This window comes from Mycobacterium heidelbergense, assembly GCF_050205645.1.
Taxonomy (GTDB): Bacteria; Actinomycetota; Actinomycetes; order Mycobacteriales; family Mycobacteriaceae; genus Mycobacterium; species Mycobacterium heidelbergense_A.
The window spans coordinates 78,216-103,612 of record NZ_JBNMQT010000011.1 but is presented as its reverse complement, the minus strand read 5'-3'; the positions used below and the strand labels follow the sequence as shown (position 1 = coordinate 103,612).

General features: G+C 66.8%; 29 protein-coding genes and 1 tRNA gene. 12 read left to right on the top strand and 18 right to left on the bottom strand.

Going from position 1 to position 25,397, the window contains the following annotated elements:
- Positions 1 to 14: 14 nt before the first annotated feature.
- Entirely contained in the window at positions 15 to 1,169 is a 1,155-nt protein-coding gene (locus tag ACQI5H_RS14785; protein WP_427080099.1) for a 1,4-beta-xylanase, read from the top strand.
- Here the strand turns inward: ACQI5H_RS14785 and ACQI5H_RS14780 are convergent.
- Positions 1,166 to 2,677 (bottom strand): serine hydrolase domain-containing protein, encoded by a 1,512-nt coding sequence (locus tag ACQI5H_RS14780; RefSeq protein ID WP_427080098.1) that lies wholly within the window; start codon positions 2,675 to 2,677, stop codon positions 1,166 to 1,168. The two genes, ACQI5H_RS14785 and ACQI5H_RS14780, sit on opposite strands and share 4 nt — an antisense overlap.
- 108 nt (positions 2,678 to 2,785) lie before the next feature.
- On the opposite strand from ACQI5H_RS14780, the gene ACQI5H_RS14775 reads away from it, so the two are divergent.
- Together ACQI5H_RS14775 and ACQI5H_RS14770 are read left to right on the top strand one after the other, a co-directional pair.
- Positions 2,786 to 3,394: a M15 family metallopeptidase gene (locus tag ACQI5H_RS14775; protein ID WP_427080193.1), complete on the top strand. Its 609-nt coding sequence runs from the start codon at positions 2,786 to 2,788 to the stop codon at positions 3,392 to 3,394.
- A 118-nt stretch (positions 3,395 to 3,512) separates the two neighbouring features.
- On the top strand, positions 3,513 to 4,433 hold the full coding sequence (locus ACQI5H_RS14770) for an SDR family NAD(P)-dependent oxidoreductase (RefSeq protein WP_427080097.1): 921 nt from the start codon (positions 3,513 to 3,515) through the stop codon (positions 4,431 to 4,433).
- A gap of 83 nt (positions 4,434 to 4,516) precedes the next feature.
- On the opposite strand, the gene ACQI5H_RS14765 is transcribed toward ACQI5H_RS14770, so the two are convergent.
- The 3 genes from ACQI5H_RS14765 to ACQI5H_RS14755 form a co-directional block, all read right to left on the bottom strand.
- Positions 4,517 to 4,606, bottom strand: a tRNA-Ser gene (locus ACQI5H_RS14765).
- A 29-nt stretch (positions 4,607 to 4,635) separates the two neighbouring features.
- Positions 4,636 to 5,094, bottom strand: a complete 459-nt coding sequence (locus tag ACQI5H_RS14760; RefSeq protein WP_427080096.1) for a nucleoside deaminase — start codon at positions 5,092 to 5,094, stop codon at positions 4,636 to 4,638.
- Between the two features lie 10 nt (positions 5,095 to 5,104).
- Complete coding sequence (locus tag ACQI5H_RS14755) at positions 5,105 to 5,626, bottom strand: tRNA adenosine deaminase-associated protein (RefSeq protein WP_427080095.1); 522 nt, start codon at positions 5,624 to 5,626, stop codon at positions 5,105 to 5,107.
- Positions 5,627 to 5,757: 131 nt separating this feature from the next.
- Between ACQI5H_RS14755 and ACQI5H_RS14750 the strand changes: the two genes are divergently transcribed.
- Positions 5,758 to 6,702 (top strand): prephenate dehydrogenase, encoded by a 945-nt coding sequence (locus ACQI5H_RS14750; protein WP_427080192.1) that lies wholly within the window; start codon positions 5,758 to 5,760, stop codon positions 6,700 to 6,702.
- Here the strand turns inward: ACQI5H_RS14750 and ACQI5H_RS14745 are convergent.
- Genes ACQI5H_RS14745 through ACQI5H_RS14725 form a run of 5 tightly spaced genes read right to left on the bottom strand, consistent with a single transcriptional unit; the run spans position 6,665 to position 10,748 of the window.
- On the bottom strand, positions 6,665 to 7,264 hold the full coding sequence (locus tag ACQI5H_RS14745; protein ID WP_427080094.1) for a putative glycolipid-binding domain-containing protein: 600 nt from the start codon (positions 7,262 to 7,264) through the stop codon (positions 6,665 to 6,667). The two genes, ACQI5H_RS14750 and ACQI5H_RS14745, sit on opposite strands and share 38 nt — an antisense overlap.
- Positions 7,265 to 7,268: 4 nt before the next feature.
- On the bottom strand, positions 7,269 to 8,018 hold the full coding sequence (locus tag ACQI5H_RS14740) for an ABC transporter permease (RefSeq protein WP_427080093.1): 750 nt from the start codon (positions 8,016 to 8,018) through the stop codon (positions 7,269 to 7,271).
- Complete coding sequence (locus ACQI5H_RS14735) at positions 8,015 to 8,704, bottom strand: ABC transporter permease (protein ID WP_427080092.1); 690 nt, start codon at positions 8,702 to 8,704, stop codon at positions 8,015 to 8,017. Before ACQI5H_RS14735 ends, ACQI5H_RS14740 begins: the two co-directional genes overlap by 4 nt.
- A gap of 2 nt (positions 8,705 to 8,706) precedes the next feature.
- On the bottom strand, positions 8,707 to 9,804 hold the full coding sequence (locus ACQI5H_RS14730) for an ABC transporter ATP-binding protein (protein WP_427080091.1): 1,098 nt from the start codon (positions 9,802 to 9,804) through the stop codon (positions 8,707 to 8,709).
- A complete protein-coding gene (locus ACQI5H_RS14725) occupies positions 9,801 to 10,748 on the bottom strand; it encodes an ABC transporter substrate-binding protein (RefSeq protein WP_427080090.1) in 948 nt (315 codons plus the stop codon). Before ACQI5H_RS14725 ends, ACQI5H_RS14730 begins: the two co-directional genes overlap by 4 nt.
- A gap of 93 nt (positions 10,749 to 10,841) precedes the next feature.
- Here ACQI5H_RS14725 and ACQI5H_RS14720 point away from each other — a divergent pair, with 93 nt between their 5' ends.
- A complete protein-coding gene (locus ACQI5H_RS14720; RefSeq protein ID WP_427080089.1) occupies positions 10,842 to 11,204 on the top strand; it encodes a LapA family protein in 363 nt (120 codons plus the stop codon).
- Here the strand turns inward: ACQI5H_RS14720 and ACQI5H_RS14715 are convergent.
- Positions 11,201 to 12,247 carry a phosphotransferase family protein gene (locus tag ACQI5H_RS14715; RefSeq protein ID WP_427080088.1) on the bottom strand — a complete coding sequence of 349 codons (1,047 nt, stop codon included), beginning with the start codon at positions 12,245 to 12,247 and terminating at the stop codon, positions 11,201 to 11,203. The genes ACQI5H_RS14720 and ACQI5H_RS14715 overlap by 4 nt on opposite strands.
- 9 nt (positions 12,248 to 12,256) lie before the next feature.
- A complete protein-coding gene (locus ACQI5H_RS14710) occupies positions 12,257 to 12,865 on the bottom strand; it encodes a histidine phosphatase family protein (protein WP_427080087.1) in 609 nt (202 codons plus the stop codon).
- Between the two features lie 76 nt (positions 12,866 to 12,941).
- Here ACQI5H_RS14710 and ACQI5H_RS14705 point away from each other — a divergent pair, with 76 nt between their 5' ends.
- The 6 genes from ACQI5H_RS14705 to ACQI5H_RS14680 all read left to right on the top strand — a co-directional run bounded on the left by ACQI5H_RS14705 (position 12,942) and on the right by ACQI5H_RS14680 (position 18,371).
- Positions 12,942 to 13,625, top strand: coding sequence for a class I SAM-dependent methyltransferase (locus tag ACQI5H_RS14705; protein WP_427080086.1), 684 nt, complete (start codon positions 12,942 to 12,944; stop codon positions 13,623 to 13,625).
- Positions 13,626 to 13,686: 61 nt separating this feature from the next.
- On the top strand, positions 13,687 to 14,733 hold the full coding sequence (locus ACQI5H_RS14700; protein ID WP_427080085.1) for a phosphotransferase family protein: 1,047 nt from the start codon (positions 13,687 to 13,689) through the stop codon (positions 14,731 to 14,733).
- Between the two features lies 1 nt (position 14,734).
- A complete protein-coding gene (locus ACQI5H_RS14695; RefSeq protein WP_427080084.1) occupies positions 14,735 to 15,499 on the top strand; it encodes an SDR family NAD(P)-dependent oxidoreductase in 765 nt (254 codons plus the stop codon).
- A gap of 16 nt (positions 15,500 to 15,515) precedes the next feature.
- Positions 15,516 to 16,799: an acyl-CoA dehydrogenase family protein gene (locus ACQI5H_RS14690; protein ID WP_427080083.1), complete on the top strand. Its 1,284-nt coding sequence runs from the start codon at positions 15,516 to 15,518 to the stop codon at positions 16,797 to 16,799.
- Entirely contained in the window at positions 16,780 to 17,403 is a 624-nt protein-coding gene (locus tag ACQI5H_RS14685) for a TetR/AcrR family transcriptional regulator (RefSeq protein WP_427080191.1), read from the top strand. Before ACQI5H_RS14690 ends, ACQI5H_RS14685 begins: the two co-directional genes overlap by 20 nt.
- Positions 17,403 to 18,371: an NADPH:quinone oxidoreductase family protein gene (locus ACQI5H_RS14680; RefSeq protein ID WP_427080082.1), complete on the top strand. Its 969-nt coding sequence runs from the start codon at positions 17,403 to 17,405 to the stop codon at positions 18,369 to 18,371. Before ACQI5H_RS14685 ends, ACQI5H_RS14680 begins: the two co-directional genes overlap by 1 nt.
- Positions 18,372 to 18,552: 181 nt before the next feature.
- Here ACQI5H_RS14680 and ACQI5H_RS14675 read toward each other — a convergent pair whose 3' ends face one another.
- A complete protein-coding gene (locus ACQI5H_RS14675) occupies positions 18,553 to 20,433 on the bottom strand; it encodes an alkyl/aryl-sulfatase (protein ID WP_427080190.1) in 1,881 nt (626 codons plus the stop codon).
- Positions 20,434 to 20,599: 166 nt separating this feature from the next.
- Between ACQI5H_RS14675 and ACQI5H_RS14670 the strand changes: the two genes are divergently transcribed.
- A complete protein-coding gene (locus ACQI5H_RS14670) occupies positions 20,600 to 21,073 on the top strand; it encodes a lipoprotein LpqH (protein WP_076063435.1) in 474 nt (157 codons plus the stop codon).
- On the opposite strand, the gene ACQI5H_RS14665 is transcribed toward ACQI5H_RS14670, so the two are convergent.
- The 6 genes from ACQI5H_RS14665 to ACQI5H_RS14640 all read right to left on the bottom strand — a co-directional run bounded on the left by ACQI5H_RS14665 (position 21,066) and on the right by ACQI5H_RS14640 (position 25,311).
- Complete coding sequence (locus ACQI5H_RS14665; protein WP_427080189.1) at positions 21,066 to 22,568, bottom strand: HAMP domain-containing sensor histidine kinase; 1,503 nt, start codon at positions 22,566 to 22,568, stop codon at positions 21,066 to 21,068. The genes ACQI5H_RS14670 and ACQI5H_RS14665 overlap by 8 nt on opposite strands.
- Positions 22,569 to 22,614: 46 nt before the next feature.
- Positions 22,615 to 23,319, bottom strand: coding sequence for a response regulator transcription factor (locus tag ACQI5H_RS14660; protein ID WP_427080188.1), 705 nt, complete (start codon positions 23,317 to 23,319; stop codon positions 22,615 to 22,617).
- A gap of 121 nt (positions 23,320 to 23,440) precedes the next feature.
- A complete protein-coding gene (locus tag ACQI5H_RS14655) occupies positions 23,441 to 23,596 on the bottom strand; it encodes a DUF6131 family protein (RefSeq protein WP_175879771.1) in 156 nt (51 codons plus the stop codon).
- A 28-nt stretch (positions 23,597 to 23,624) separates the two neighbouring features.
- The gene (locus ACQI5H_RS14650; RefSeq protein ID WP_076063428.1) at positions 23,625 to 23,849 is read right to left on the bottom strand and encodes a hypothetical protein; all 225 of its coding nucleotides are present in this window, start codon (positions 23,847 to 23,849) and stop codon (positions 23,625 to 23,627) included.
- Positions 23,850 to 23,963: 114 nt separating this feature from the next.
- Positions 23,964 to 24,374 carry an MmcQ/YjbR family DNA-binding protein gene (locus tag ACQI5H_RS14645; RefSeq protein ID WP_427080081.1) on the bottom strand — a complete coding sequence of 137 codons (411 nt, stop codon included), beginning with the start codon at positions 24,372 to 24,374 and terminating at the stop codon, positions 23,964 to 23,966.
- On the bottom strand, positions 24,367 to 25,311 hold the full coding sequence (locus ACQI5H_RS14640; RefSeq protein ID WP_427080080.1) for a class I SAM-dependent methyltransferase: 945 nt from the start codon (positions 25,309 to 25,311) through the stop codon (positions 24,367 to 24,369). Before ACQI5H_RS14640 ends, ACQI5H_RS14645 begins: the two co-directional genes overlap by 8 nt.
- Between the last annotated feature and the right edge of the window lie 86 nt (positions 25,312 to 25,397).

The following is a 25,397-nucleotide window of genomic DNA, read 5'->3' as shown; positions in this document are numbered from 1 at the left end:
CTTATCGTCAATTCGTGTACCGCCGAACGGTCTTGAAGCTACCGCTGGTGTTGGCAGCGGGCAGTGTGCTGGCCCACTCACCCCGTGCCTCCGCCGAACCAGCGCCCCGCTCTTCCGGGGAGATAACGCGGTGGTCGGCCGAACGGGCCAATCGCTGGTATCAAGCCCAAGGTTGGCTTGTCGGAGCGAATTTCATCACCTCGAACGCTATTAACCAGCTCGAGATGTTTCAGCCCGGCACCTACGATCCCCGGCGCATCGACACCGAACTGGGCTGGGCCCGCGCGGCCGGGCTCAACAGCGTGCGGGTCTTCCTCCACGATCAGCTCTGGGCCCAGGATGCCCGCGGCTTCCTGATGCGTCTGGCGCAGTTCGTCAATATCGCCGCGCGCCACCGCATTAAGCCGCTGTTCGTCTTCTTCGACTCATGTTGGGATCCGTTACCCAGACTGGGCCCGCAACACGCGCCGAGGCCCGGCGTGCACAACTCCGGTTGGGTGCAGAGCCCGGGAGCCGAGCACCTAGGCGATCCCGCGTACGCCCGCCTCCTGCGTGATTACGTCACCGGGGTGTTGACCCAATTCCGCACTGATGACCGGGTTTTGGGCTGGGACCTGTGGAACGAGCCCGACAATCCGGCGAAGGTGTACAGCAAGGTCGAGCGCCCAGACAAGCTGGACCGCGTGGCGGAGCTGCTCCCCCAGGTGTTCCTGTGGGCACGTGCAGTCGATCCGAGTCAACCTGTGACGAGCGGTGTGTGGCGCGGTGATTGGGGTGAACCGGCGAGACTCAGCGCGATCAGTGCCGTGCAACTGGACAACTCCGACGTGATCACATTCCACTCCTATGCCGAACCCGCTGGCTTCGAGTCCCGGATCAACGAGCTTGCCCCACTGGGTCGCCCGATCATTTGCACCGAGTACATGGCTCGTCCCCAGGGCAGCACCGTCGAGTCGATCCTGCCCGTGGCGAAGCGCCACAACGTCGGCGCGTTCAACTGGGGCCTGGTGGCCGGAAAGACCCAGACCTACTTTCCGTGGGACTCGTGGGATCACCCCTACACGGCGCTCCCGAAGGTATGGTTCCACGACCTTCTGCTGCCCGACGGGCGGCCGTACCGGGACAGCGAAATTCAAGCGATCCGCGGACTTACCGGCGCGCAAGGCTAGTGCTGCCGAACGGGTTTCGGCGTAGGTGACGACGGCGCACTGCCGTATAGACCCAACCCCCGGGCCGCCTCCGTCGCCACTTCGCCGCGGAGATCCGAGATCGGTGAGCTGCCGCGCACATGAATCGCGTTCGAGAGCAGGATGACGTAGGTATCCGATTCCGGATCCAGCCACAGCGTGGTTCCGGTGAACCCCGTATTGCCAAAGCTGCCAACGGGAAAGATCGACCCGCGCGGTCTGGAAAAGGGAGTGTCGATGTCCCAGCCGAAGCCGAACAGATTCTCTCCGTTGATCGCGGGATAGTGCGGCGCGCCGGCTCTGCGGTCCGCTTCGTTCGCCGCTTGAAGTTGTCGGGCGCTATGCCCGGGCTGCTGCGGCGTCGTCATCACCTCGACAGTCGCTTGCTGCAACGGAAAATCGCTGGGGCGGCCGGCCAGCCGGTCGAGCAGGGCCTGCGCAAAAATGCTGACATCGTGCGCCGTCGCGAACACGCCGGCATTGCCGGCCACTCCGCCCATGCGGCGCGCCGTCGGGTCGTGCACGGCGCCCCGAAGCAAGTGGCCGTAATCGGGATTCTTGCTTGGATCGGCTCTGTTTTCCTCGTCAAGCGCCGTCGGTGCGATCCGCGGCAGGAGACTGGCCGGCGGAAGATAGCGGGTGTCCTGCATGCCGAGCGGCTCAAACACGTTGTGCTCTACGTAGACGTCTTCCGGCTGGCCCGTGATCTTTTCGAGCAGCGCGCCGAGCAGCAGGAAGTTGATGTCGGAGTAGCGGAACACCTCACCGGGACCCGACTGCAGCGGCGTGGTCAGGGCACGACGAATCCCCTCCGCCTTGTCGGGTCCGTCGAGTCCCCATGGGTCGCCGAGGTTTACGTCTATCGGTTCGCCTGAGGTGTTCGTCAGCAACATGCGCAGCGTCACCCTGGCGCGCTGTGGGTCGTTCGCCGCGTTGAACTCGGGCAAATAGTTCTGAACGGGGTCGTCAAACCCAACGTTGCCTTGTTCGTAGAGCTGCATGACGGCGATCGCCGTCGCGAGGCACTTCGTCAACGATGCCAAGTCGAAGATCGTGTCCTCGGTCATCGGCTCTGCGGGTGCGGGCGATCCGTCCAGCCCTTGTTCACCCGCGAGCTTCCGCGAACCGAAGGCCTGATGGAAGACGACCTCTCCGCCGTGCCCGATCACCACCACGGCACCCGGCAGCCTGTTTGCGGCGACCGCATTGTTCATCAGCTTGGCGACGGCTGCGAAGTCCCCCGCGGACGCCGCAGCCGGCGGCGGGGTCGCCTGCGGTGGTGCCGTCGCCTGCATCGGCTCGGTTGTCCGCGGCGGCTGCATTGTCTGAGTCGGCTGCATCGCCTGCGTTGGCTGCGTCGCCACCGCGCTGCCGCGGGCTGCTAGGTGGCCCGGATAGCCACGCGAGGAAGGCAGGGCGAGGATAAGCAGGACGGCTCCAACAGCGATGGCCGTCCGCACGGGCCACGTCATCCACCCGACTTCGGGCATATCGCCAGGGTAGGCCGTCGACCCAGAGCCGAACGAGGTGCAAGCAAGCGTGAGGACTCATCCCAGTTGACGTCTCGCAGGCGGCGGATTGCCGTGCTGGTGGGCGCGATGGCGGCCGGTGTCACGCTGGCGCAGTGCAGCGCGACGCCGCCGGCATCCGCCGATGGCACGGTCCAGCCGGTCACTGCCGCGGAACTCGGCGCGAGCTGGCGGCCGGGTTGTCCGGTCGAACCCGCGCGCCTGCGGCGGGTCGGCGTCGACCACATCGGTTTCGACGGCCAGACCCACCGCGGCGAGCTGATCGTGCACGAAGACCTGGTGCCGCAGGTCATCGCGATCTTCGAGCAGCTCTACCGACTGCGCCTTCCCATCGAGAAAATCCGTACCGTCGACCACTATCCGGGCGCCGACGACGAGCTGTCCATGGAGGACGACAACACTTCGGCATTCAACTGCCGAGGCATCCCGGGATCCAGCGCATGGTCTCAACACGCCTACGGTCGGGCCATCGACGTCAATCCGCTTCTCAATCCGTGTGTCTACGCGAGCGGCGTATTCGAACCGCGGAACGCCGCGCCGTATCTGGATCGCAGCCGCGCCGACCCGGGCCTCCTACACAACGGCGACGCGGCCGTGCGCATCTTCACCGACCGAGGCTGGCGATGGGGCGGCCACTGGACGACGCCCATCGACTACCAGCACTTCGAGCTGCCCTGACCCTGGCCGGCCACCGGTTTATCGGTTGCCCGTCGGCGCAGCGGGGTCAGGCCCCATCGACGCTCGGCCCACGTCACCAACCCGGCGCCCCCGGCGCGGGTCGGTATCGTTTTCGGCCGTGAGTTCCAACGGCAAATGGACCACGGCCGACATCCCGGATCAGAGCGGCCGCGTCGCTGTTGTCACTGGTTCCGACACCGGCATCGGATACCACGCTGCCGCGGCGCTTGCCCACCGCGGCGCGCACGTCGTGCTCGCGGTGCGCAACCTCGAGAAGGGTAATGCGGCCGCGGCGCGCATCGTCGCCGATCCGAAGGCCGACGTCACGTTGCAGGAACTCGACTTGTCGTCGCTGGACTCAGTGCGCGCCGCCGCGGACGCGCTGCGCTCGGCGTACCCGCGGATCGATTTGCTGATCAACAACGCCGGCGTCAGTTGGGCGCCGAAACAGGTCACCAAAGACGGGTTCGAGCTGCATTTCGGCACCAACCATCTCGGCCACTTCGCGCTGACCGGGCTGCTGCTCGACCACCTGTTGCCGGTGCGCGGTTCGCGGGTGGTAACCGTCAGCAGCAAGGCGCACCGGGTCCGCGCCGCCATCCAGTTCGATGATCTGCAGTTAGAACGCCGCTACGACCGAGCCGCGGCCTACGGGCAGTCCAAGCTGGCCAACCTGCTCTTTACCTACGAGTTGCAGCGACGGCTAGTTGATCAGCAGAAGAATACGATCGCGGTGGCTGCGCACCCGGGCGGCGCCAAGACCGAACTGTTCCGCCACCTTCCCGCCTACTGGAAACTCCTGATGGCGGTGTCCGCGCCGGTGGCGCTCCAAAGCCCGGCGATGGGCGCCCTGCCGACGCTGCGGGCGGCCACCGACGCGGCCGTGAAGGGTGGCCAGTACTACGGACCCGGCAGTCTCGCCGAACAGCGCGGCCACCCCAAGCTCGTGCAGTCCAGCATGCAGTCGCACGACGAGGAGCTGCAACGCCGGCTTTGGGTCGTCTCCGAAGAACTCACCGGCGTCACGTTTCCTGTGTAGACAACGAGACCGTGCCTGGGCGCTGCGATCGATGACGGCTCCGTCGCCGCGCGGCTCGGAAGCGGGCTTGGCCGCTGCCGTTTTGGCGGTGGCGGAGGGATTTGAACCCTCGGACGGTGTTAGCCGTCACACGCTTTCGAGGCGTGCTCCTTAGGCCGCTCGGACACGCCACCGCCGAGCAGCTTACCGAACCCGCCGCCGCTCACCCCAATCGCTGGCGGGCGAAGAAGGCCTCCAGGGGTGCGGCGCATTCTTGCGCGAGCACCCCGCCCCGCACGGCCGGGCGATGGTTGAGCCGACGGTCGCGGACCACGTCCCACAGCGATCCGACCGCTCCCGTTTTGGGTTCCCACGCGCCGAAGACCAGCCGCTCGATGCGAGCCAGCACCAGCGCACCCGCGCACATGGTGCAGGGTTCGACGGTCACCGCCAGCGTGGTCCCCTCCAGCCGCCACCCGTCGCCCAGCACGCCGGCCGCCGCCCGCATCGCCAGAATCTCCGCGTGCGCGGTCGGATCACCAAGGGCCTCACGGGCATTCACCGCCCGGGCGAGTTCGGTTCCGTCGGGCCCAACGACCACCGCACCGATCGGGACGTCGCGGGGACCCGCCGTCGCGGCGACTGATAGCGCGGCGCGGATCAGCTCTTCGTCAGCGATCACCGACTTGCGATCACCGACCGAGGCGGTCGATCACCGCCGACAGCTGGTCGGCAAAGCCCATCTCCCGGGCGATGCGGCCCAATTGCTCGTCGGCGTAGAGGTCGGACTCGTCGAGGATGACACCCAGCACCGCCTCGGGCAGGCCGACGTCCGATAGCAACCCGAGATCGCCCTCCTCGAACGGCTCCACGTCCTCGAGGTCCTCGGGGTCGATGTCGGCGTCGAGATTGTCCAGCACTTCGGCCGCGATGTCGTAGTCCAGCGCGGCGGTGGCGTCCGACAGCAGCAGCCGGGTCCCCGACGGCGCCGGGCGCACAATCACGAAGAATTCGTCGTCGACATCGAGAAGCCCGAACACCGCGCCGGCGCTGCGTAGTTCACGCAGCTCCGTCTCGGCCGCCGTCAGACTCGTCAATGACTTGGTGGCCATCGGGTAGCAGCGCCACTGGCCCTCTTCGCGCACGACCGCGACGCCGAAGCCGTCCGGCACGTCCGCGGACGGGCCCTGTGCAGAGGCCCGTTGTGCTCCCATGGCCGCATACGCTAGTCGCTGACCAGGCCCCTTGACCAGACAGACGCACCCGTACGAGCGAACCTGAACCACCACGGCGTGCGGAATTGTGCCAACCTTGGACTGTGGCTCGGACTGCAACGAAGACACCGATATGCGTGCTCGGTCTGGGACTGATCGGCGGCTCGATCATGCGGGCCACGGCAAAAGCCGGCCGCGAAGTGTTCGGCTACAACCGGTCGGTAGAAGGCGCGCAGGGGGCCGTCGCCGACGGCTTCGACGCCAGCACCGACCTCACCAAAACATTGACTCGCGCGGCTGACCTCGGCGCGCTGATCGTGCTGGCCGTGCCGATGCCGGCCCTGCCCAGCATGCTCGCCCACATCCGCGATTTGGCCCCCGGCTGTCCGTTGACCGACGTCACCAGCGTCAAAAGCGCGGTGCTCGACGAGGTCGCGGCGGCCGGTCTGCTGCAGCGCTTCGTCGGCGGTCACCCGATGACGGGCACCGCCGAGTCCGGTTGGCCCGCCGGCCATGCCGGGTTGTTCACCATGGCCCCGTGGGTCGTCAGCGTCGACGACCATGTGGATCCCGAAGTGTGGTCGATGGTCATGACGCTGGCGCTGGACTGCGGCGCGGCGGTGGTGCCGGCCAAGTCCGACGAGCACGACGCCGCGGCGGCCGCCATCTCGCACCTGCCGCACCTGCTTGCCGAGGCCCTCGCGATCACCGCCGCCGAGGTGCCGCTGGCGTTCGCGCTGGCCGCGGGGTCTTTCCGCGACGGCACGCGGGTGGCCGCCAGCGCGCCGGACCTGGTGCGCGCCATGTGTGAAGGCAACTGCAGCCAATTGCTGCCGGCCCTCGACCGGGCCATCGAGCTGCTGAGTCGTGCGCGCGACTCCCTCGACCGGGACCTCTCGGTGGCCGAGCTCGTCGAAGCCGGCCACGCGGCGCGAACCCGTTTCGACAGCTTCCCGCGCTCCGACATCTTCACCATCACCATCGGCGAGGACAACTGGCGCGAGGAACTGGCCGCCGCGGGCCGGGCCGGCGGGGTGATCAGATCCGCTCTGCCAACCCTGGATAGTCGACGATGAACCCGTCGGCGTCGACGCTCACGTTGGTGTCGGCGACCGGCGAACGCAGCTTGATCCCGTCGAGACTGCCCGCGCTGGTGTAGCTGACGACGGCCGCGGTGACGGTCATCTCGGGCACGTTCACGTAGACCATCGGCAACGCGATCGACTCCGCGTGTTCGTGCAGCCCGAGTCGCCGGATCGGCAGCGCGTTGAAGAACGGGCTGAATACCACGTCGACGTCGAGGGCGCCGTTATATCCCGCGCGCGACTCGCCTTGATGGTCGGTCACCAACCACATGTTCTCCTCGTCGCGGGCAATGGCCAGCTGCCGTTCCCGCTCGGCCAGCGTCACGGTCAGCCCGAACCGCTTGGTGGCGCCGGTCTCGTCGGTCTGCACCTCGTAGAAGGCGCCGAACGCCGGATTGGTCGCGGTGGCCGCCGCCACGATGCGGCCGTGCGCCCTGATTCGCTTGCCGGACACCTGAATTCGCACCGACTCCATCCGGGAGACATCCTGTGCACGCCAGGTCAACATCGCCGTCACGACGCGGGGAGTCGGATCCGTGGGGCCTGCGTTCACCCCCCTACCGTAAAGCGTGTCCACCAACCGCGGCAGGTTTGCCCGGAAGTGCGGCCGCCGTCACGCGCTCTCGCCCACGGGTCGTGGCCCTGCGCAGCCGCCCGGTACCCGGCACCGAAGCCCACACCGCCAACGCCAGCAGACCGTCGAGGATCAGCGCCAACGCCGCCACCGCCAGCGCGCCGACGAGAGCGAGCTGGAATTCGCGCTGTTTGATCCCATCGATCAGGTAGCGGCCCAGCCCGCCGAGGCTCGCGTACGCGGCGACCGTCGCGGTCGCGACCACCTGCAGCGTCGCGCTGCGCAGCCCGCCCAGGATCAGCGGCATCGCATTGGGCACCTCGACGCGCAGCAGCACCTGGGTCTCGGTCATGCCCATCGCGCGGGCCGCGTCGACCACCGTCGGCTCGACGCTGGCGATGCCGGCGTAGGTGCCGGCAAGCAGCGCCGGGATGCCCAACAGCATCAGGGCAACCAGCGGCGGTCCCAGGCCCAGCCCGAACACGAGCACCCCGAGCAACAGCACCCCGAGCGTCGGCAGCGCGCGCAGTCCGTTGACCGCCCCCACCACCAGCAGCGTGCCGCGACCGGTGTGCCCGATGATCGCGCCCAGCGGAACGGCGATCAGCGCCGACGCGCCCACCGCGAGGGCGGTGTACTCCAAATGCTCCAAGATGCGCGCCGCCAGCCCCACCGGGCCGGTCCAGTTGGCGCCGGTCAAAAGGTAGGAGAGGGCCTGTTGCAGAAAGTTCATCGCGCACCGCCCGCTATCGGCGCCGCGACCGGGCGGCGACGGCGGGCGTGACGCGCGGCCCGCTCCCAGGGCGTGGCGAGGCGCCCGGTCAGCACGATCGCCAGGTCGATGGTGATGGCCAGCAGGAGCAACACGACGATCCCGGCGAGGATTTGATCGCTCTTGTTGGTCTGGTAACCCATGGTGAACCAGGTGCCCAGTCCACCGATGCCGATCACCGAGCCCACCGACACCATCGCGATGTTGGTCACCACCACCACCCGCAGGCCGGCGATCATCACCGGAATAGACAGTGGCAGTTCGACTTTCACCACCCGCTTGAGTGCCGGGTACCCGACCGCGGTCGCGGCGTCACGCACTTGGGCCGGCACCGCGTCCAGCGCCTCGAGCACCGACCGCACCAACAGCGCGGTCGTGTAGGCGGTCAGCGCGACGATGATGTTGGCCTCGTCGAGGATTCGGGTTCCGATGATCACCGGCAAGACGACGAACAAGGCCAGCGACGGGATGGTGAAGACGACGCTGGCCGTCGCCGTCGTCAGCCGCCGGGCAACCGGGGCGCGCTGGACCAGCACACCGACGGGCACCGAGATCGCCAATCCGATCAGCACCGGGAGCAGCGATAGCCGCAGATGCACGACGGTCAGGGCCCAGGCGTCGTACAGATGGGTGAGCAGGTAGTGCATGGTCAGTCCCGCCGGCGGGCTTCCACCGCGGCCAGCACGTCGGCGGCCAAGATACCGCCGACGACCTTGCCGTCGCGGTCGACGGCAATGCCGACGGCCGACGGGGACGACAACGCCGCGTCGAGCGCCTGGCTGAGATTGCCGTCCGGACGCAACTGCGAACCGACGGCGCTGATGCTCTCCGACAACGACGCCCCAGCGCGGTGACGCCGCCAGCCGTCGGCGTCGATCCAGCCCAACGGTGCGCCGTCGTCGTCGACCACCAATCTCCAGCCGTGCGTGATGGGTTCGCCGTTGGCGAGGGCGCTCGCCGAAATCCGCTCGATGTCGTGCAGCGGCAGCCCGGATGCGTCGATGAGCTGTAGCCAGCGATAGCCGCGGCCGAGCCCGATGAACCGCGCCACGAAGTCGTTGGCCGGACGTGAGAGCAGCCGAGCCGGTTCGTCGTATTGCTGCAGGACGCCACCGTGTCCGAACACCGCGACCTGATCGGCCAACCTGAGCGCCTCGTCGATATCGTGGGTCACGAACACGATGGTTTTGCGCAATTCGCTTTGCAGACGCAGTATTTCGTTTTGCAGCTCGTGGCGGACCACGGGGTCGACAGCCGAGAACGGCTCGTCCATCAGCAGGATGGGCGGGTCGGCGGCCAGGGCGCGCGCCACCCCGATGCGTTGTTGTTCGCCGCCGGAAAGCTGCGCGGGATACCGGGTGGCGAACTTGGCGTCCAGCCCGACGCGTTCGAGCACTTGATAGGCGGCTTTGCGGGCGGCCCGGCGGCCCTGGCCCTTGAGCACGGGCACCGTGGCGATGTTGTCGATCACCCGCTGATGCGGCATCAGGCCCGCATGCTGGATGACGTAACCGATTCCGAGACGCAGCTTCACCGGGTCGACTTTGGACACGTCGACGCCGTCCACCGTGATGGTGCCAGAGGTCGGCTCGACCATGCGGTTGATCATCCGCAGGGCCGTGGTTTTGCCGCTGCCGGAGGAGCCGACAAAGACCGTCAGCTTGCCGTCGGGCACGTCGAGGCTGAGCCGGTCCACGGCAGTGCCGCCGCCTGGGTATACCTTGCTGACGTTGTCGAAGCGGATCATCCCTGCCCCACGGGGTGGTCGAAGCCGTTGTCCCGCACCCAGTTTCGGGCCACCTGGCCCGGATCTATGCCCGAGTTGCCAGCCACCGCGGCGTTGAGCGCGGCCACCCCAGGCGAGGTCAACTTCGCCGAGACGCCGTCGAGCACTTCCTTGAGGCGATCGGACTTCTTCTGCGAATTCACCAGCGGCACAATGTTACCGGCCAAGAAGTTGTGCTCGGGGTCCTCGAGTACGACTAGGTGCTCCTGGGGGATGGCCGGTGACGTGCTGAAGATGTTGGCCGCGTTCACCCTGCCCTCGACCAGCGCGCGCACCGTCACGGCGCCGCCGCCGTCTTCGATCGCGACGAAATTGCCCGGGCTGATGTTCAGTCCGTACTTCTGCCTCAGGCCGGGCAGTCCGGAGGGGCGGGCCTGGAAGTCCGAGGGCGCGCCGAATTTCACGTCCGGCGAATGTGCCGCCAAGTCGGCGATTGTTCTCAGGTGCCAGTCCCCGGCGGTTCCACCCGTGACGGTAACGGTGTCCGTGTCGGATGCCGGCGAGGGCGTCAGAATCGACAGGTCGCCGGGCAGGCGCTTGTAGAGCTCCAATTCGACGGCGTCCAGCATCGTCGCCGTGGACTTGGGCTCGAAGTACTGCAGGAGGTTGCCGATGTACTCCGGCACCAAATCGATGGAATGGTCCTTGAGTGCCGGGATATAGGTCTCGCGGCTGCCGATGCCCATCCGGCGCCCGACATCAAACCCGTTGGCCTGCAACGCCTGTGCGTAGATTTCGGCCACGATCTGGGATTCCGGGAAGTCGCCGGAGCCCACGACGATCGACTTCATGCTGCGGGTCTCTTCGCCCAGCGGATCCGAATTGCTGCACGCCGCAATCAGGCACGCCGTTGCCAGCAACGCCGCCGCGCAGCGTGTCGCGCTGCGCACGCGCAGCTTCCTCATACCGGTGACCCTATCGGCAGAAACGATGGGACGCCGCAAGGTTTCCTGCGTGGTGTGGTTTCATTCCGGGCGGGATGGGTCAAAGATGACAGTATGAGCAGCCAAACGCCTGACTCGCCCGGCCAGCCGCCCCCCAAACCCTCGCAACCGCCCAAGGGCGGCGCTAAGTCGGCAGAACCCGCCATCGGCTTCACCCGCGCCGGCGCCCTGTGGACCGCGTTGATCGCCGGGTTCCTGATCCTGATCCTGTTGCTGATCTTCATAGCCCAGAACACGGCGTCGAGTCAGTTTCAGTTCCTGGGTTGGCACTGGAGCCTGCCGCTCGGTGTCGCGATTCTGCTGGCGGCCGTGGTCGGCGGCCTGATCACCGTGGCCGTCGGCACCGCCCGGATCCTGCAGCTGCGCCGCGCGGCCAAGAAGCACCACGCCGCGGCTTCGCAAGAGGGGCGCACCTAGCCGGGTAGCTTGGCGAGTTCGGCCAGCCCACGCGAGATCAACGGCGCCACCACCTCGGGCGTGAGCTCGGAATCCGTCCCGCGGGCCTGGTCCGACATGCGCCGCCGGAAGTCGATGCCCGCGGCGATGATGGCGAGCTTGAAGTAGGCCAGGGCCATGTAGAACTCCCAGTGCGCGAGCGGTAATCCGGCGACGAGGGAATACCGGTCGGCAAGCTCGTCGGCCGTGGGCAGCAGCGGTGACGTCCACGCGGCCTGCGCGTTGACGATCAAGTCCAGAGCGGGATCGCGGTACACGCACATCAGCGCCGCGTCGGACAGCGGGTCGCCCAGCGTCGAGAGCTCCCAATCCACGACGGCGCGGACCCGCGTCGGGTCGTCGGAGTCCAGGATGGTGTTGTCGATCCGGTAGTCGCCATGCACGATCGACGTGCGGCTCTGCTGCGGAATCGCCTCGTGCAGACCGGAATGCAACCGTTCCACGTCGGCGTCGCGGTGGTCGTCGGGTAGCCGCACCAACTGCCACTGCGAGCCCCATCGGCGCACCTGGCGTTCCAGGTAACCACTGGGCTTGCCGAAATCCTCCAGGCCCACGGCGTTCGGGTCGACGTTGTGCAAGTCGACGAGTACCCGGATCAAGGCGTCGACGCACCCGTCGATGACGGTGTGGCTAAACGCTTCCAGTTGCGCGCGGCGGCGGACCACTTGCCCGGCAACGAATTCGACGATCTGGAAAGGTGCGCCCAGCACCGAGTCGTCCTCGCATAGCGCGATCGCGCGCGCGACCGGTACCGGTGTGTCCTGCAGCGCCGCAACCACCTTGTACTCGCGGGCCATGTCGTGGGCCGACGGCGTCAAGCCGTGCAGGGGTGGACGCCGCACGAGCCAGTTGGTTTTGTCGTCGTAGACCCGGAACGTCAGGTTGGAGCGGCCACCGGAGATGAAGTCCGCCCGCAATTCGCCGTCGCGATCGATGCCGAGCGAACGCAGGTACCGGTCCAGCGCGGGCAGGTCAAGCCCGTCGAGTCGGTCAGCCGAAGTCACCGAACTTGTCTACCATCGCTGGTTGCGCGGCAACAGGTCCCACACGTGTTCGACGGCGTTCACAGTCGCCACCGTCGCCTGGCCGGAGCGCGAGTAGAGCAGGCGTGTGACCGATGCGTAGTCCACGGGGAACGACAACAACCGCGCCGTCCCGAGGATCTGGTGCAGCAGCAGGTTGATCACTCCGCCGTGGCTGAACACGGCGACGGTGTCGTCGGGATCGGCGGCGGCGACGAGATCGTCCACCCCCGCCAGTACCCGCGCCCGAAAGGCGTCTTCGTCGACCGCGCTGGGAAGATGGCCCTCCGCCAGCCGCGCCCACTCCTGCGGGTTTTCGGCGCGGATCTGCTCGACGGGGATGTACACCGGAAGGTCGCGGTCGTATTCGGCGAATCGCTCGTCCACCTCGACGGCCAGCTCCCGGGCCGCCGCGACCGGTTCGGCGGTCTGAATGGCGCGGCGCTGCGGGCTGCTGACCACCCGGGAGATGGGGAACCTGGCAAGGGCATCGGGCAGGCGCGTGACCTGGGCCATCCCCTCATCGGACAGGTCCGGGTCGGAACCCTGCCCGTGTTCGCTGCGCAGCGGCAACGCGTGCCGGACCAGCAGCACTTGCATGTTTGTTCCCGTCGTCGGATGGTGGGCAGCGCCAGTTTCTCATTGCGCGCAGGAGGCTCGACCTCGAGGAGGACAGATGACCCAGCCGGGCATGGATTGGGACGCCGCCTACCGACAAGAAACACCACCCCCGTGGAGCATCGGCCGGCCACAACCCGAGCTGGCGGCTCTCATCGATCAAGGCAAAATCCGGAGCGACGTACTGGACGCCGGCTGCGGCCACGCCGCACTATCGCTGGCCCTTGCCGCACGCGGCTACACGGTTGTCGGCCTGGACGCCAGCGCCACCGCGATCGAGGCGGCGTCCGCGGCCGCGGCCGAACAAGGGCTGACGACAGCGACTTTCGCGCAGGCCGACGTCGCGAGCTTTCGTGACTACCCGCCCGGATCCGAAGGCCGGTTCTCCACAATCCTGGACAGCGGGCTGTTCCACGCGCTGCCGCCCGAGAGGCGCCAGGACTACATGCAATCCATCTTTCGGGCCGCGGCGCCGGACGCAGTGCTCTACATTCTGGCGTTCGTCGCGGGGGCACTGGGCCACCAGGGCGACGACGACACACCCGGTCCTCGCGGCTTTACCCAAACCGAGTTGCATGACGCCGTCTCGACCCTGTGGCGGGTCGATGACATCCGGCCCGCGAAGCTCTACGGCAACGCCGACGCCCTCGCGGCTGCGCCGTTGCCCGACGTCGAGCGCGACGACGAGGGCCACTTCATGGCGCCGGGGTTTCTGCTCAGCGCCCACAAAGCCGACCGCTGACACGGCCCCTTCCCAAACCCGTGGAGAATGCTATTCTCCGTACGGAGATTGGGGTGTGCGGATGACTGCTACCGGCGAAACGAAACTGGACGCGGGTGTGCTCGGACGTTGGCTGGACGCCAACGACGCACCGGGTAGCGGCGAAGAACCACTGCTGGACCAGCTGAAGGGCGGTTCCCAGAACACCCTGTACCTGATCGAGCGTGGCCCCGAACGCATGGTGCTGCGGATGCCCGGTGCACGCGCCGATGCCGCCCGCATCGATGGACTGCTGCGCGAGATCCGGCTGGTACGGGCGCTGTCGGGCACCGACGTGCCACACGCGGCTCTCATCGCCGCCGACGACACCGGCGCCGTGCTGGGCATGCCGTTCTACGTCATGCGGGCCATCGACGGGTGGAGCCCGATGGACGGCGGATGGCAAGCGCCGTTCGACACCGACCTGGAGGCACGCCGCGGCCTGGCGTTCGAGTTGGTCGAGGGCGCCGCCAAGCTGGGCAGGGTGGACTGGCGCGCCCAGGGGCTCGAAGGATTCGGCCGCCCGGCCGGATTTCACGAGCGACAGGTCGATCGCTGGCTGAAGTTCCTCGACGCCTACAAGGTCCGCGAGCTGCCCGGCCTGGACGAGGCGGCCGACTGGCTGCGCCGCCACCGGCCTGCGCACTACAAGCCGGGCATCATGCACGGCGACTACCAATTCGCCAACGTGATGTTCGCGCACGGGGCGCCGGCACGGCTGGCCGCGATCGTGGACTGGGAGATGACGACGGTCGGCGATCCGCTGCTGGATCTGGCGTGGGCGTTACTGGGCTACGACGGCGAAAACCCCAGCGACGACGGGTTCTACCTGGACATGAAGGGCATGCCGACCCGAAGCGAACTGCTCGAGCACTACGAGAAGATCAGCGGGCTGTCCACCGAGAACATCGACTACTACCTTGTGCTGGCCAACTGGAAACTGGGCATCGTGCTGGAGAAGACGTACGCCGCCGGGGTGCGCACAGGCAAGGTGGACCCAAAGATCAAAGACGCTTTCGGGGCGATGATTCCGCGGCTGATCGCCACCGCGGCCGAGCTCGCCCGGTCCCTGTCGACGGGAGACTGCTGAAATGGGTTATGCGGACGACATTTTCGACCTCACCGACCGCGTGGTGCTGATCACCGGCGGCAGCCGTGGACTGGGCCGCGAAATGGCGTTCGCCGTCGCACGCTGCGGCGCCGACGTGGTGATCGCCAGCCGCAACATGGACAACTGCGTGAGCACCGCCAAGGAAATCGAGGCCGAGACCGGCCGCTCGGCGATGCCCTACCAGGTGCACGTCGGACGCTGGGAACAGCTCGACGGACTGGTCGAGGCGACCTATGACAGGTTCGGCAAGGTCGACACGTTGATCAACAACGCTGGCATGTCGCCGCTCTACGACAAGCTGACGGACGTCACCGAGAAGCTGTTCGACGCGGTGGTCAACCTGAACCTCAAGGGGCCCTTCCGGTTATCCGCGTTGGTGGGCGAGCGGATGGTGGCCGCCGGCCGCGGGTCCATCATCAACGTGAGTTCCACCGGATCGCTGCGACCCAACGGCGGCATCATCCCCTACGCCGCCGCCAAGGCCGGGCTCAACGCCATGACCGAGGGGCTGGCACAGGCGTTCGGACCCACCGTGCGGGTCAACACGCTGATGGCCGGGCCGTACCTGACCGACGTCAGCAAAGCCTGGGGTCTGGAAAACGACGACACCAACAGGTTCAGTCACCTCTTCTTGGAGCGCGCCGGAGACCCGCGCGAAATCGTCGGCGCCGCGCTGTTTTTGGCGTCCGACGCGTCCAGTTTCACCACCGGTTCGATCCTGCGGGCCGACGGCGGTATCCCTTAGCAGATAGGAGCATTCGATGGCTTGGGACTTCTCCACCGAACCGGAGTTCGACAAGAAGCTGGACTGGATCCGCGAGTTCGTGCGCGAAGAGGTGGAACCCCTCGAGGTGCTGTTCCCGGGGTGCGAGTTCCTCCCGCTGAACGACGAGCGCCGCCGCATCGTCGACCCGCTCAAGCAGCAGGTCCGCGACAACGGTTTGTGGGCACCGCATTTAGGCCCCGAGCTGGGCGGCCAGGGCTTCGGCGCGGTCAAGCTGACACTGATCAACGAGATACTGGGCCGCAGTCCGTGGGCTCCGATCGTGTTCGGCACGCAGGCGCCCGACACCGGCAACGCGGAGATCATCGCCCGGTTCGGCACCCAGGACCAGAAGGACCGCTATCTGGCCGGGCTGCTGTCCGGGGAGATCTTCTCCTGCTTCTCGATGACCGAACCGCAGGGCGGCGCCGATCCGCGGGTCTTCACCACCCGCGCCGTCCCCGACGGTGACGGCTGGGTCATCACCGGCCGAAAGTACTTCTCCTCCAACGCTTCCGTCGCATCGTTCTTCATCGTCGTCGCAATCACGAATCCGGACGTGGCCGTCCACCACGGCGCTTCGACATTCCTGATCCCGGCCGGAACCCCGGGCCTGACCGTGGAAGCCACCCATCACCTGGTCGGGGCGGAGCCGCACGAGCCCGGACATTCCCTGGTGCACTACGACGGCGTCCGGGTGGGTTCGGACGCGCTGCTCGGTGAACCCGGCCAGGGCTTCCTGATCCTGCAGACCCGCCTGGCGGGCGGACGGCTGCACCACGCGATGCGTTCGATCGGAATGGCGCAGCGCGCCGTCGACATGATGTCGCGGCGGGCGAAAAGCCGGTTCACACAGGGCACCTCGCTGGCCGACAAGCAATTGGTGCAGGAATTCGTCGCCGACTCCTATACCGAGTTGATTCCGTTTCGGCTCACCGTGCTGCACGCCGCGTGGCTGATCGATAACGGCGACGAGCACGCGGCCCGCGCCGAGATCGCCGCCTGCAAGATCCTGGCGTCCCAGGTACTGAAATCGATTGCGCTGCGCGCCATTCAAGTACACGGCGCGCTAGGGCTCACCGACCAGCTGCCACTGGTCAACGTCCTGCTTGGTGGCATCGCCCTCGGCCTGGCCGACGGGCCGACCGAGGCACACAAGGTCAACCTGGCCCGCATGCTGCTCAAGGGATACGACGCCGAAGACGGCGAGTGGCCCGGCGAGATGCTGGGTGTTCGGCGAGAGGCCGCCCGTGCCAAATACGGTGAGCTCGTTGACCAATAGCCGAGTCACGGCGGCCGTCGAACGGGCACTCGACGAACGCCAGCGGGAGGCCACCGAGGAGGTGGAGCGGATCCTGGCCGCCGCGGTGCGGGTGATGGAGCGGATCGCGCCCGCGCCGCCGCGCGTCAGCGACATCGTCGCCGAGGCCGGCTCGTCGAACAAGGCGTTCTACCGCTACTTCGCCGGTAAGGACGATCTCATCCTGGCCGTGATGGAACGGGGCGTGGCGATCGTCGTGTCCTACCTTCAGCATCAGATGGCCAAGGAGTCGAGGCCACAGGACAAGGTCGCGCGCTGGATCGAGGGCACGCTGGCACAGATCGCCCACCCGCACCTGATCCGGAAAAGCCGCGCCGCGGCCGGTCAGATGTCGACGGGCACCAACTGGCGTACGGTCGATCAGGAGATGATGCTGCCGCTGCGGGACCTGCTGGTCGAACCCGTTGCGGCGCTGGGCAGTAGCGATGTGGACCGCGATGTCGAGGCCGTGTTCTGTTGCACGGCCGCAACGTTGCGGCGCTACATGGGTTCGGCGGAGCGGCCCGGGTCCGACGACATCGCCCACGTGGTTCGGTTCTGCCTGAAGGGGTTGGGGGTCAAGTGATGCGCGCGGTCGTCTGCCAAGCGTACGGGCCGCCGGAAGACCTGGTGCTCGCCGACGTTGACGAGCCGGTCGCGGGTCCCGGGCAGCTGCTGGTGCGGGTGCATGCCGCGGCTGTCAATTTTCCCGATGTGCTGTTCATCGCCGGCAAGTACCAGGTCAAGATTCCGCCGCCGTTCATCCCCGGCAACGAGATCGCCGGCGAGGTGATCGCCGCCGGAGATGGCGCGGCGTTCAGTCCGGGTCAGCGCGTGTCCGGAACCACTTTTGGAGCATTCGCCGAACAGGCGCTACTCGACGCGAGCCAGGCCGAACTTGTGCCCGACGACGCCGACTTCGCTTCGGCCGCGGCCTTCGGGGTGACATACCGCACCGCCTATCACGCGTTGCGCTCGACAGCCGCTGTCACAGAGGGTGATTGGGTTGTCGTCCTGGGCGCCGCGGGCGGGGTGGGGCTGGCCGCCGTCGACCTGGCGGTCGCCATGAAGGCCAGGGTGCTGGCCGCGGCGTCGAGTCCGGAAAAGCTCGAGCTGTGCCGACAGCGTGGCGCCGAGGCGACCGTCGACTACGACCGGGAGGACCTGAAATCCCGCATCCGAGAGCTCACCGGCGACAGCGCCCGGGTAGTCCTGGACCCCGTCGGCGGGGCCTATTCGGAGCCGGCGCTGCGCGGACTGGCCCGCGGAGGCACCTTCGTCACGCTCGGTTACGCGGCCGGCGCGATCCCGGCCGTCCCGCTCAATCTCATTCTGCTCAAAGACATCTGTGTGCGCGGCATGGAGATCCGCACTTTCATGACCGATCATCCCGACGAGGCGATCCGTGACACCGAGGAGTTGACGGAGATGTTCGCCACCGGGGTCATCCGGCCGTACATCGGCGCGCGCTTCCCGTTGGCCGAAACGGCCGCGGCGCTGCGCTATGTGGCTGAGCGCAAGGTGCTGGGCAAGGTGGTCATCGACGTCGCGTGAGGCGGTGTGCGGCGCGCACCGCTTGGCACCATTCGTCAATGTGCCCACCTCTCAGCGACAATCCGGTCACACATCAACAACCAGCGCGTATCCAGTAGCAGCTGCGTTGTCGCTATGAGGCGGGCACAAAACATGGCCCCTGGTTTGCGGAGGCTCGAGTGACGAATGTGACAACAGTTCGCTACGGCGTGACGATGTTGAAACTCGGGTCCGGTTCGTCGAGCACGTCCAGGAACGCCTGCAGCGCGGCCTGGTCACCGGATATGTCCAGCCCGGGCGAAGCGAAGTCGCCCATCGCCACCGTCAGCAGACGAAACTTGCTGTCCAGCTTGACCGTAACGTTCGCCGTTGCGGCGTCGGCAGCCGCCTTGCGGTAGACCAGCACGCCGTTGCGCAGCGTGAGCCGGTAGTTGGCGGCAAGGTCGGCGAACGAGATGTCGATGGCGATGTCGAGGTCCCACGCGCGCGGCCCGTCGACGCGCAGAGCGAAGCCGTCGAAAAGCTGCTCCGGTGTCAGCTGGTTGAGCATCGACATCGAGGCGGCGGTAACGGCGGTTCCGAAGTTGCCGTCGCGCAATTCGGTTGCCCCGCTCATGAAGAAGTTTCGCCAGACCGCGTTCTCCGCGCCGTAGGCGAGCTGCTCCAGCGTGTCGGCGTACAGCGCGCGGGCCGCCTCGTGAGCGCTGTGGGCGAATACCGCGTGATCGAGCAGCGTTGCCGCCCAACGGAAGTCACCTGAATCGAAGGCGGCCCGGGCGAGTTCCACCACCCGGTCGATCCCGCCCATCGCGTCGACGTACCGGGCGGCGAGCGCTTCGGGCGGGTGTGGCCAGAGCCTGGCAGGATTGCCGTCGAACCAACCCATGTAGCGCTGATAGACGGCCTTGACGTTGTGGCTGACCGAACCGTAGTACCCGTGGGTGTGCCAGGCGCGCTCCAATACCGGTGGCATCTGGAACATTTCGGCGATTTCCACACCGGTGTGGCCCTGGTTGAGCAACCGCAGCGTCTGGTCGTGCAGATACGCATACATATCGCGTTGCAGTGAGAGGAATTCGACGATGTCGTCGCGACCCCAGGTCGGCCAGTGATGGGAGGCGAACACCACGTCGGCGCGATCGGCGAAGGTGTCGATCGCCTCGGTGAGATAGCCCGACCAGGCGTGCGGGTCACGCACCAGCGCGCCGCGCAGGGTAAGCAGGTTGTGCAGGTTGTGGGTGGCGTTCTCGGCCATACACAACGCGCGGTAACGGGGGAAATAGAAATGCATTTCGGCGGGCGCCTCGGTGCCCGGCGCCATCTGGAACTCGATCTCCACGCCGTCGATGGTGTGCTTCTCACCGGTCTCGCGGATGTCGATGGTCGGGACGATGACCGCGACCTCGCCGGTGGACGGCGCCTGGCCCAGGCCGCAGCCCACCTGATCCTGCGGTCCGCGGGGAAGCAGCGTGCCGTACATGTAGGTGGCCCGTCGCGTCATGGCAGGACCGGCGTAGACGTTCTCTTTGACCGCGTGCTCGACGAAACCCTCCGGCGCCAGCACCGCGACGGCACCGGCGTCCACGTCCGCCTGCGCAGTGACGCCCAGCACGCCGCCGAAATGGTCGACGTGACTGTGGGTGTAGATCACCGCGACCACCGGGCGGTCCCCGCCGCGGTGGGTGCGATACAGGTTCAGCGCCGCGGCGGCGACCTCGGTCGAGATCAACGGATCGATGACGATGACCCCGCTGTCGCCTTCAACGAAGGTCACGTTCGAGAGGTCCAGCCCGCGGACCTGATACACGCCCGGCACCACCTCGTAGAGACCCTGTTTGGCGGCCAGCGACGATTGCCGCCACAGGCTGGGGTGCACGGTCGCGGGAGCCGGACCCTCGAGGAATGAGTAGGCATCGTTGTCCCACACCACGCGGCCGTCGGCCGCTTTGACGACGCACGGCGACAATGCCGCTATAAATCCACGATCCGCATTGTGAAAATCCGTCGTGTCGTCAAATGGCAGGGCGTGCTGGCGATGTGCGGACTCGATGACTGGGGTGGGAGGTTTGTGGTCCACCGGCAATACATTGCCATCCATGCGCCTTCCCCGAAAGAACGCGGCGAGACCTGGCGGATTAACCGAAAAGAAACAATTTCGCCGAACCTCTTCTAACCGGTCCGGCAAACCCGCATAATGCCCAAACGACCCTCAATGCCGAGGGCCGCAACGATCGGGCGAAGGAGAACAGGTGAAGCGTGAACTGACGATCGCGGTTGCCGGGGCGGCAATTCTGGCCGCGGCTATTTCTGGTTGTTCGAGCAACAAATCGAGTTCCGGTGGCGGGGCCACCTCGGGCGGTAATGCGTCGGCTAGCGCCGGCGGCGGGCCCACGGTGACCATCGACGGGAAGAACCAGAACGTGAGTGGTTCCGTCGTGTGCACAACGGCGGGCGGCAACGTCAACATCGCGATCGGTGGGGCCGCGACCGGCATCGGCGCCGTGCTCACCGATGCCAACCCTCCCCAGGTGAAGTCGGTTGGGCTCGGCAACGTCAACGGCGTGACCCTCGCGTACACGTCGGGGACCGGCCAGGGCAATGCCTCGGCGACCAAGGACGGCAGCCACTACAAGATCACCGGGACCGCCACGGGCGTCGACATGGCCAACCCGATGCAACCGGTGAACAAGCCGTTCGAAATCGACGTGAATTGCTCTAGCTAGTCGAAGAGCTGGAGGCGGGCGGTTGCCACCCGTTGAGTGGCAACCGCACCGTGAACTCGGTATGGCCCGGTGAGCTGCTTACCGTGATAGTTCCGTTGTGCGCCTTGACAACTGCGGAGACGATCGCCAGGCCCAGCCCGGTGCTGCCGCCCTTGCGGGAGCGCGACGAATCGCCGCGGGCAAACCGCTCGAACACCTCCGACTGAAGCTCGGCCGGAATGCCGGGACCGTTGTCGATCACCTGCAGCACGGACTGCGTCGGCTCGGTGCTCAGTCGCGTCGTCACTACGGTGCCCACGCCGGTGTGAATGCGGGCGTTGGCAAGCAGATTGGTGACCACCTGATGTAACCGGGCCGCGTCACCGGTGACGACCACCGGCTCCTCGGGCAGGTCGAGCTCCCACTGGTGATCGGGTCCGGCGACGTGCGCGTCGCTGACCGCATCGACCGCGAGGCGTGACAGGTCCACCGGTTCGCGTTCCAGCGGGCGCCCCGAGTCCAGGCGGGCCAGCAACAGCAGGTCCTCGACGAGCCGCGTTATCCGCTCCGTTTCCGATGCCACCCGACTCATCGCGTGCGCCACCGCCTCGCGGTCGTCGCCCATGCGTTGGGTGAGTTCGGTGTAGCCGCGGATCGCCGCGAGCGGCGTGCGCAGCTCGTGACTCGCGTCGGCGACGAATTGCCGCACCCTCGTCTCGCTCGCCTGACGGGTCTCCAGCGCGGCCGCGATGTGGTCGAGCATCCGGTTGAGCGCCGAGCCGAGCTGCCCGACCTCCGTGGAGGGGTTTGCATCGGATTCGGGCACGCGCACCGGCAGCTCGACCTCACCGCGGGCCAACGGGAGATCGGCAACCTTGCGCGCGGTCTGTGCGACGCGGCGCAGCGGCGCCAACGCTCGCCTGATGATGATGATCCCGGCGATTGTGGCCGCGGCCAGTGCGATCAGGGTGACAATGCCGAAGATGACCAGCATCCGCAGCAACGTGGCGTCGACGTCGGCCATCGACAAGCCGGTGACGATCAGGTCGCCGCCGCGCCGGCTCGGGGCGGCGACGACACGGTAGCGACCCAGCCCATCGAGATTCAGGGTCACCGGATTGCGGCTGCCGGCGATCGCCGCCAACTGCGCCTGCGCCTTGTCGGTCAGGGCGGCCCGGTCACCGCTGCTGGTCGTGTAGCCGGCGTCGACCGTCTTGCCGTCGCTGACCACCGCCGCGACCATGCCCGCCGGCTGACCGGGTGCATCGAGGAACCGCGGGCCGGGACCCGGCCTGGGGTAGCGGAAATGCTCGTGGTGCGGACGATTCATTTCGGGGTACATCAGCGCCGAGCGATAGGAGGTTCCGGCGAGTTGGCCATCGAGCTGCTTCACCAGGTGGTGGTTCAGCGCGAGTTCGGTAGCCGCCGTGATGCCGATACACACCAGGGCGAGCACGACCACCTGCCCGAGCAACAGCCGCAGCCGAAGCGACCAGGCTCGCCGTGTCCCGGCCAATGGTCGCGACCCGCTGCGCCCGGCTTCGCCGCGCTTGCGATCGCTCCTAGCGGGCCGGCTTGAGGACATAGCCCGCGCCACGCAGCGTGTGGATCATCGGTTCGTGACCATTGTCGATCTTCTTGCGCAGGTAGGAAATGTAGAGCTCGACGATGTTGGAGCGGCCGCCGAAGTCGTAGCTCCACACCCGGTCGAGGATCTGCGCCTTGCTCAGCACCCGCTTGGAGTTGCGCATCATGAACCTCAGCAGCTCAAACTCGGTGGAGGTCAACGAGATTGGCTCGCCTGCGCGCGTCACCTCGTGGCTGTCCTCGTCCAGGACCAAATCCCCGACCACCAGCTGCGCGCCGCTGTCCACTGTTGTCACGCCGGTGCGCCGTAGCAGCGCCCGTAGCCGCAGCACCACTTCTTCGATGCTGAACGGTTTGGTGACGTAGTCGTCGCCGCCCGCGGTCAGCCCGGCGATGCGATCTTCCACGGCATCCTTGGCCGTCAATAGCAGCACGGGCAGTTGCGGATTGTCTTCACGCAATTTGTGCAGGACGTCGAGCCCGCTCATGTCCGGCAACATCACGTCCAGCACGACCACGTCCGGCCGCTGGGCGCGGGCCGAGGCGATGGCCGACGCTCCATCGCCGGCGGTGGCGATGTTCCAGCCCTCGTAGCGCAACGCCATCGACACCATCTCGGCCAAGACCGATTCGTCGTCGACGACAAGCACGTTGATGGGATTGCCGTCCGCGCGGCACATGACGACCCGCTCAACGGAGGCTCGGGGCTGCGTCGACACAACCTCCAGTATCCGCTTGCCACTTGGCCGGCGCTATGCGCTTCCTATGCGTGTCCTGTGAAACGCGCGCCTAGGGCTGGTACTAGTACCAGTACCGCCTGCCGGCGACCGGGCGGCCCACGGAGCCCATGATCCACAGAATTGCGCCGACCACGAGCAAGATAATTCCCAGCACCCATAACAAATGAATGCCGAAGACAAATCCGAGGATAAGCAGGATTACACCTAAAACGATCATGACAACTTCCTTTTCGTGAGGATTTCTTTTACGTCAGTGCTCCCATTGAGCTGGGCTGCGGCACATGGCAATCCTTGACTTTCGGGTTGACACCGCCGTAATTCAACGGCCCCGCAACCACGGTCAATGCGATGTTTCCCGCTGTGACACAACTTGTGTCGCCGCCCTTGAAGTAGTCGCGCTGCCACGCTGCGAATACTCCGATGAGCAGCCACACCAGAACAACCGTGCCGATAATTCCGCTGCCACGCATGGTGACCTCCGTTGTGTTCGAGAAAAGTTTTCTCGTGGCCGGAGGTTTACCCGTTGAACTCGTGTCTAAACCTCAGCGGGGCGCGGTTTCGCGCCGCTCCCAATGGAGTTCGCGTTAGGAATGGTCGGCGAGCCACGTGTCGGCTCGCCTCTTCGACGCCCGGGACAGCCACGCGTCCTGAATCAGCTCGGTCAATTCCGTCTTCGTGATTTCCGGGAGCCGGCCGGCCCGCACCAAGACCGACGGGTGTCCGTCGAAGTGGGCCGTGGTGAAGAAGGGCGACGCGGGATCTTGGGTCAGCGCCAGCTTGTCGCTCTCGGACTCCACCCAGAACATGATCACGTCGGCGAACCGTTCACCTGTTCGCGGATCCGCCGCGTCCGGCTGGGGAGTTCGGAAGAACACGAAGGACTTTCCGCCCACTTGGTAGATCGGGTTACCCTTCGGCCCCTCCAGCCGCTTGACGTGGGGCATGGACGCGGCGATGCGATGCACGTCGCTCACCCGGGCGGGCCGGTCAGCCATGGCGGCGATGCGCGGAGACGTAGAGGGTCGGCGGCATCGCGTCCTCGGCGCCCCGCGGAACCTCGCGGCCGTAGCGGGTCATCAGCTCCTCGAACGTCGCCACCGACACGTCCCACCCGTGCTCACGCAGCCAGGCGTCGACAGGGGTGCGTTCCTCGGCGTACCAGAGATCCTCGAAGTCGGTGATCTCGGTGTTGACCAGCTTGGCGGCCGCCGCCCGCATGCGTTGCATGTCCTCACGCTGACGCCGCACCCGGTCGGCGTCGGTGAAACCCGCGCTGGGCACGTTGGAGGCCACCCAGCTGCCCGGCACGCTGAGCGAATGTATCCGCTCGAACAGCAAGTCCTGGGCCTGCGCCGGCAGGTAACGCACCAGCCCCTCGGCAGACCACACGCAGGGCAGCGAGGCGTCAAATCCGGCCTCCTGCAGTGCCTTTGGCCAATCCTGACGCAGATCGATCGGCACGTTGACCAGCCGGGCCGTCGGCTGTGCGCCGTGTTCGCGCAGCGTATTCGATTTGAATTCCAGCACTTTGGGCTGGTCGAGTTCGTAGACGACGGTGCCCTTGGGCCACGGCAGCCGCCAGGTGCGGGCGTCGAGGCCGGCCGCAAGGATCACCACCTGACGCACGCCGGAGCCGGCCGCGTGCAGAAAGAACTCGTCGAAAAACGCTGTCCGCGTGGCCATGAAGTCGATCATCAGCCGTAGCCGCGCCCGCATGTCCGGCTCGAGCTCCATGGCCTTGGCCAGCAGCTTGGGGTCCGCGTAGATGCTCCACATGCCCTCCCCCGCGGCGTCGACGAACAGCCGCGCAAAGGGGTCGCTGATGAGGGGATTCTCACTCTCGGTTTCCGCCGCGCGGGCCGCGGCGACACCCAGGGCGGTGGCTCCCACGCTTTGGGTGATGTCCCAGGAGTCGTCGTCGGTACGCGGCATGCCTCTCCCCTTCCAGGCCCGAAAGTCAGTTCGTTCCACACACTAGGCTGCTTCGCAGACGTCCCACGGTTCGGGAAAGGAGTCGC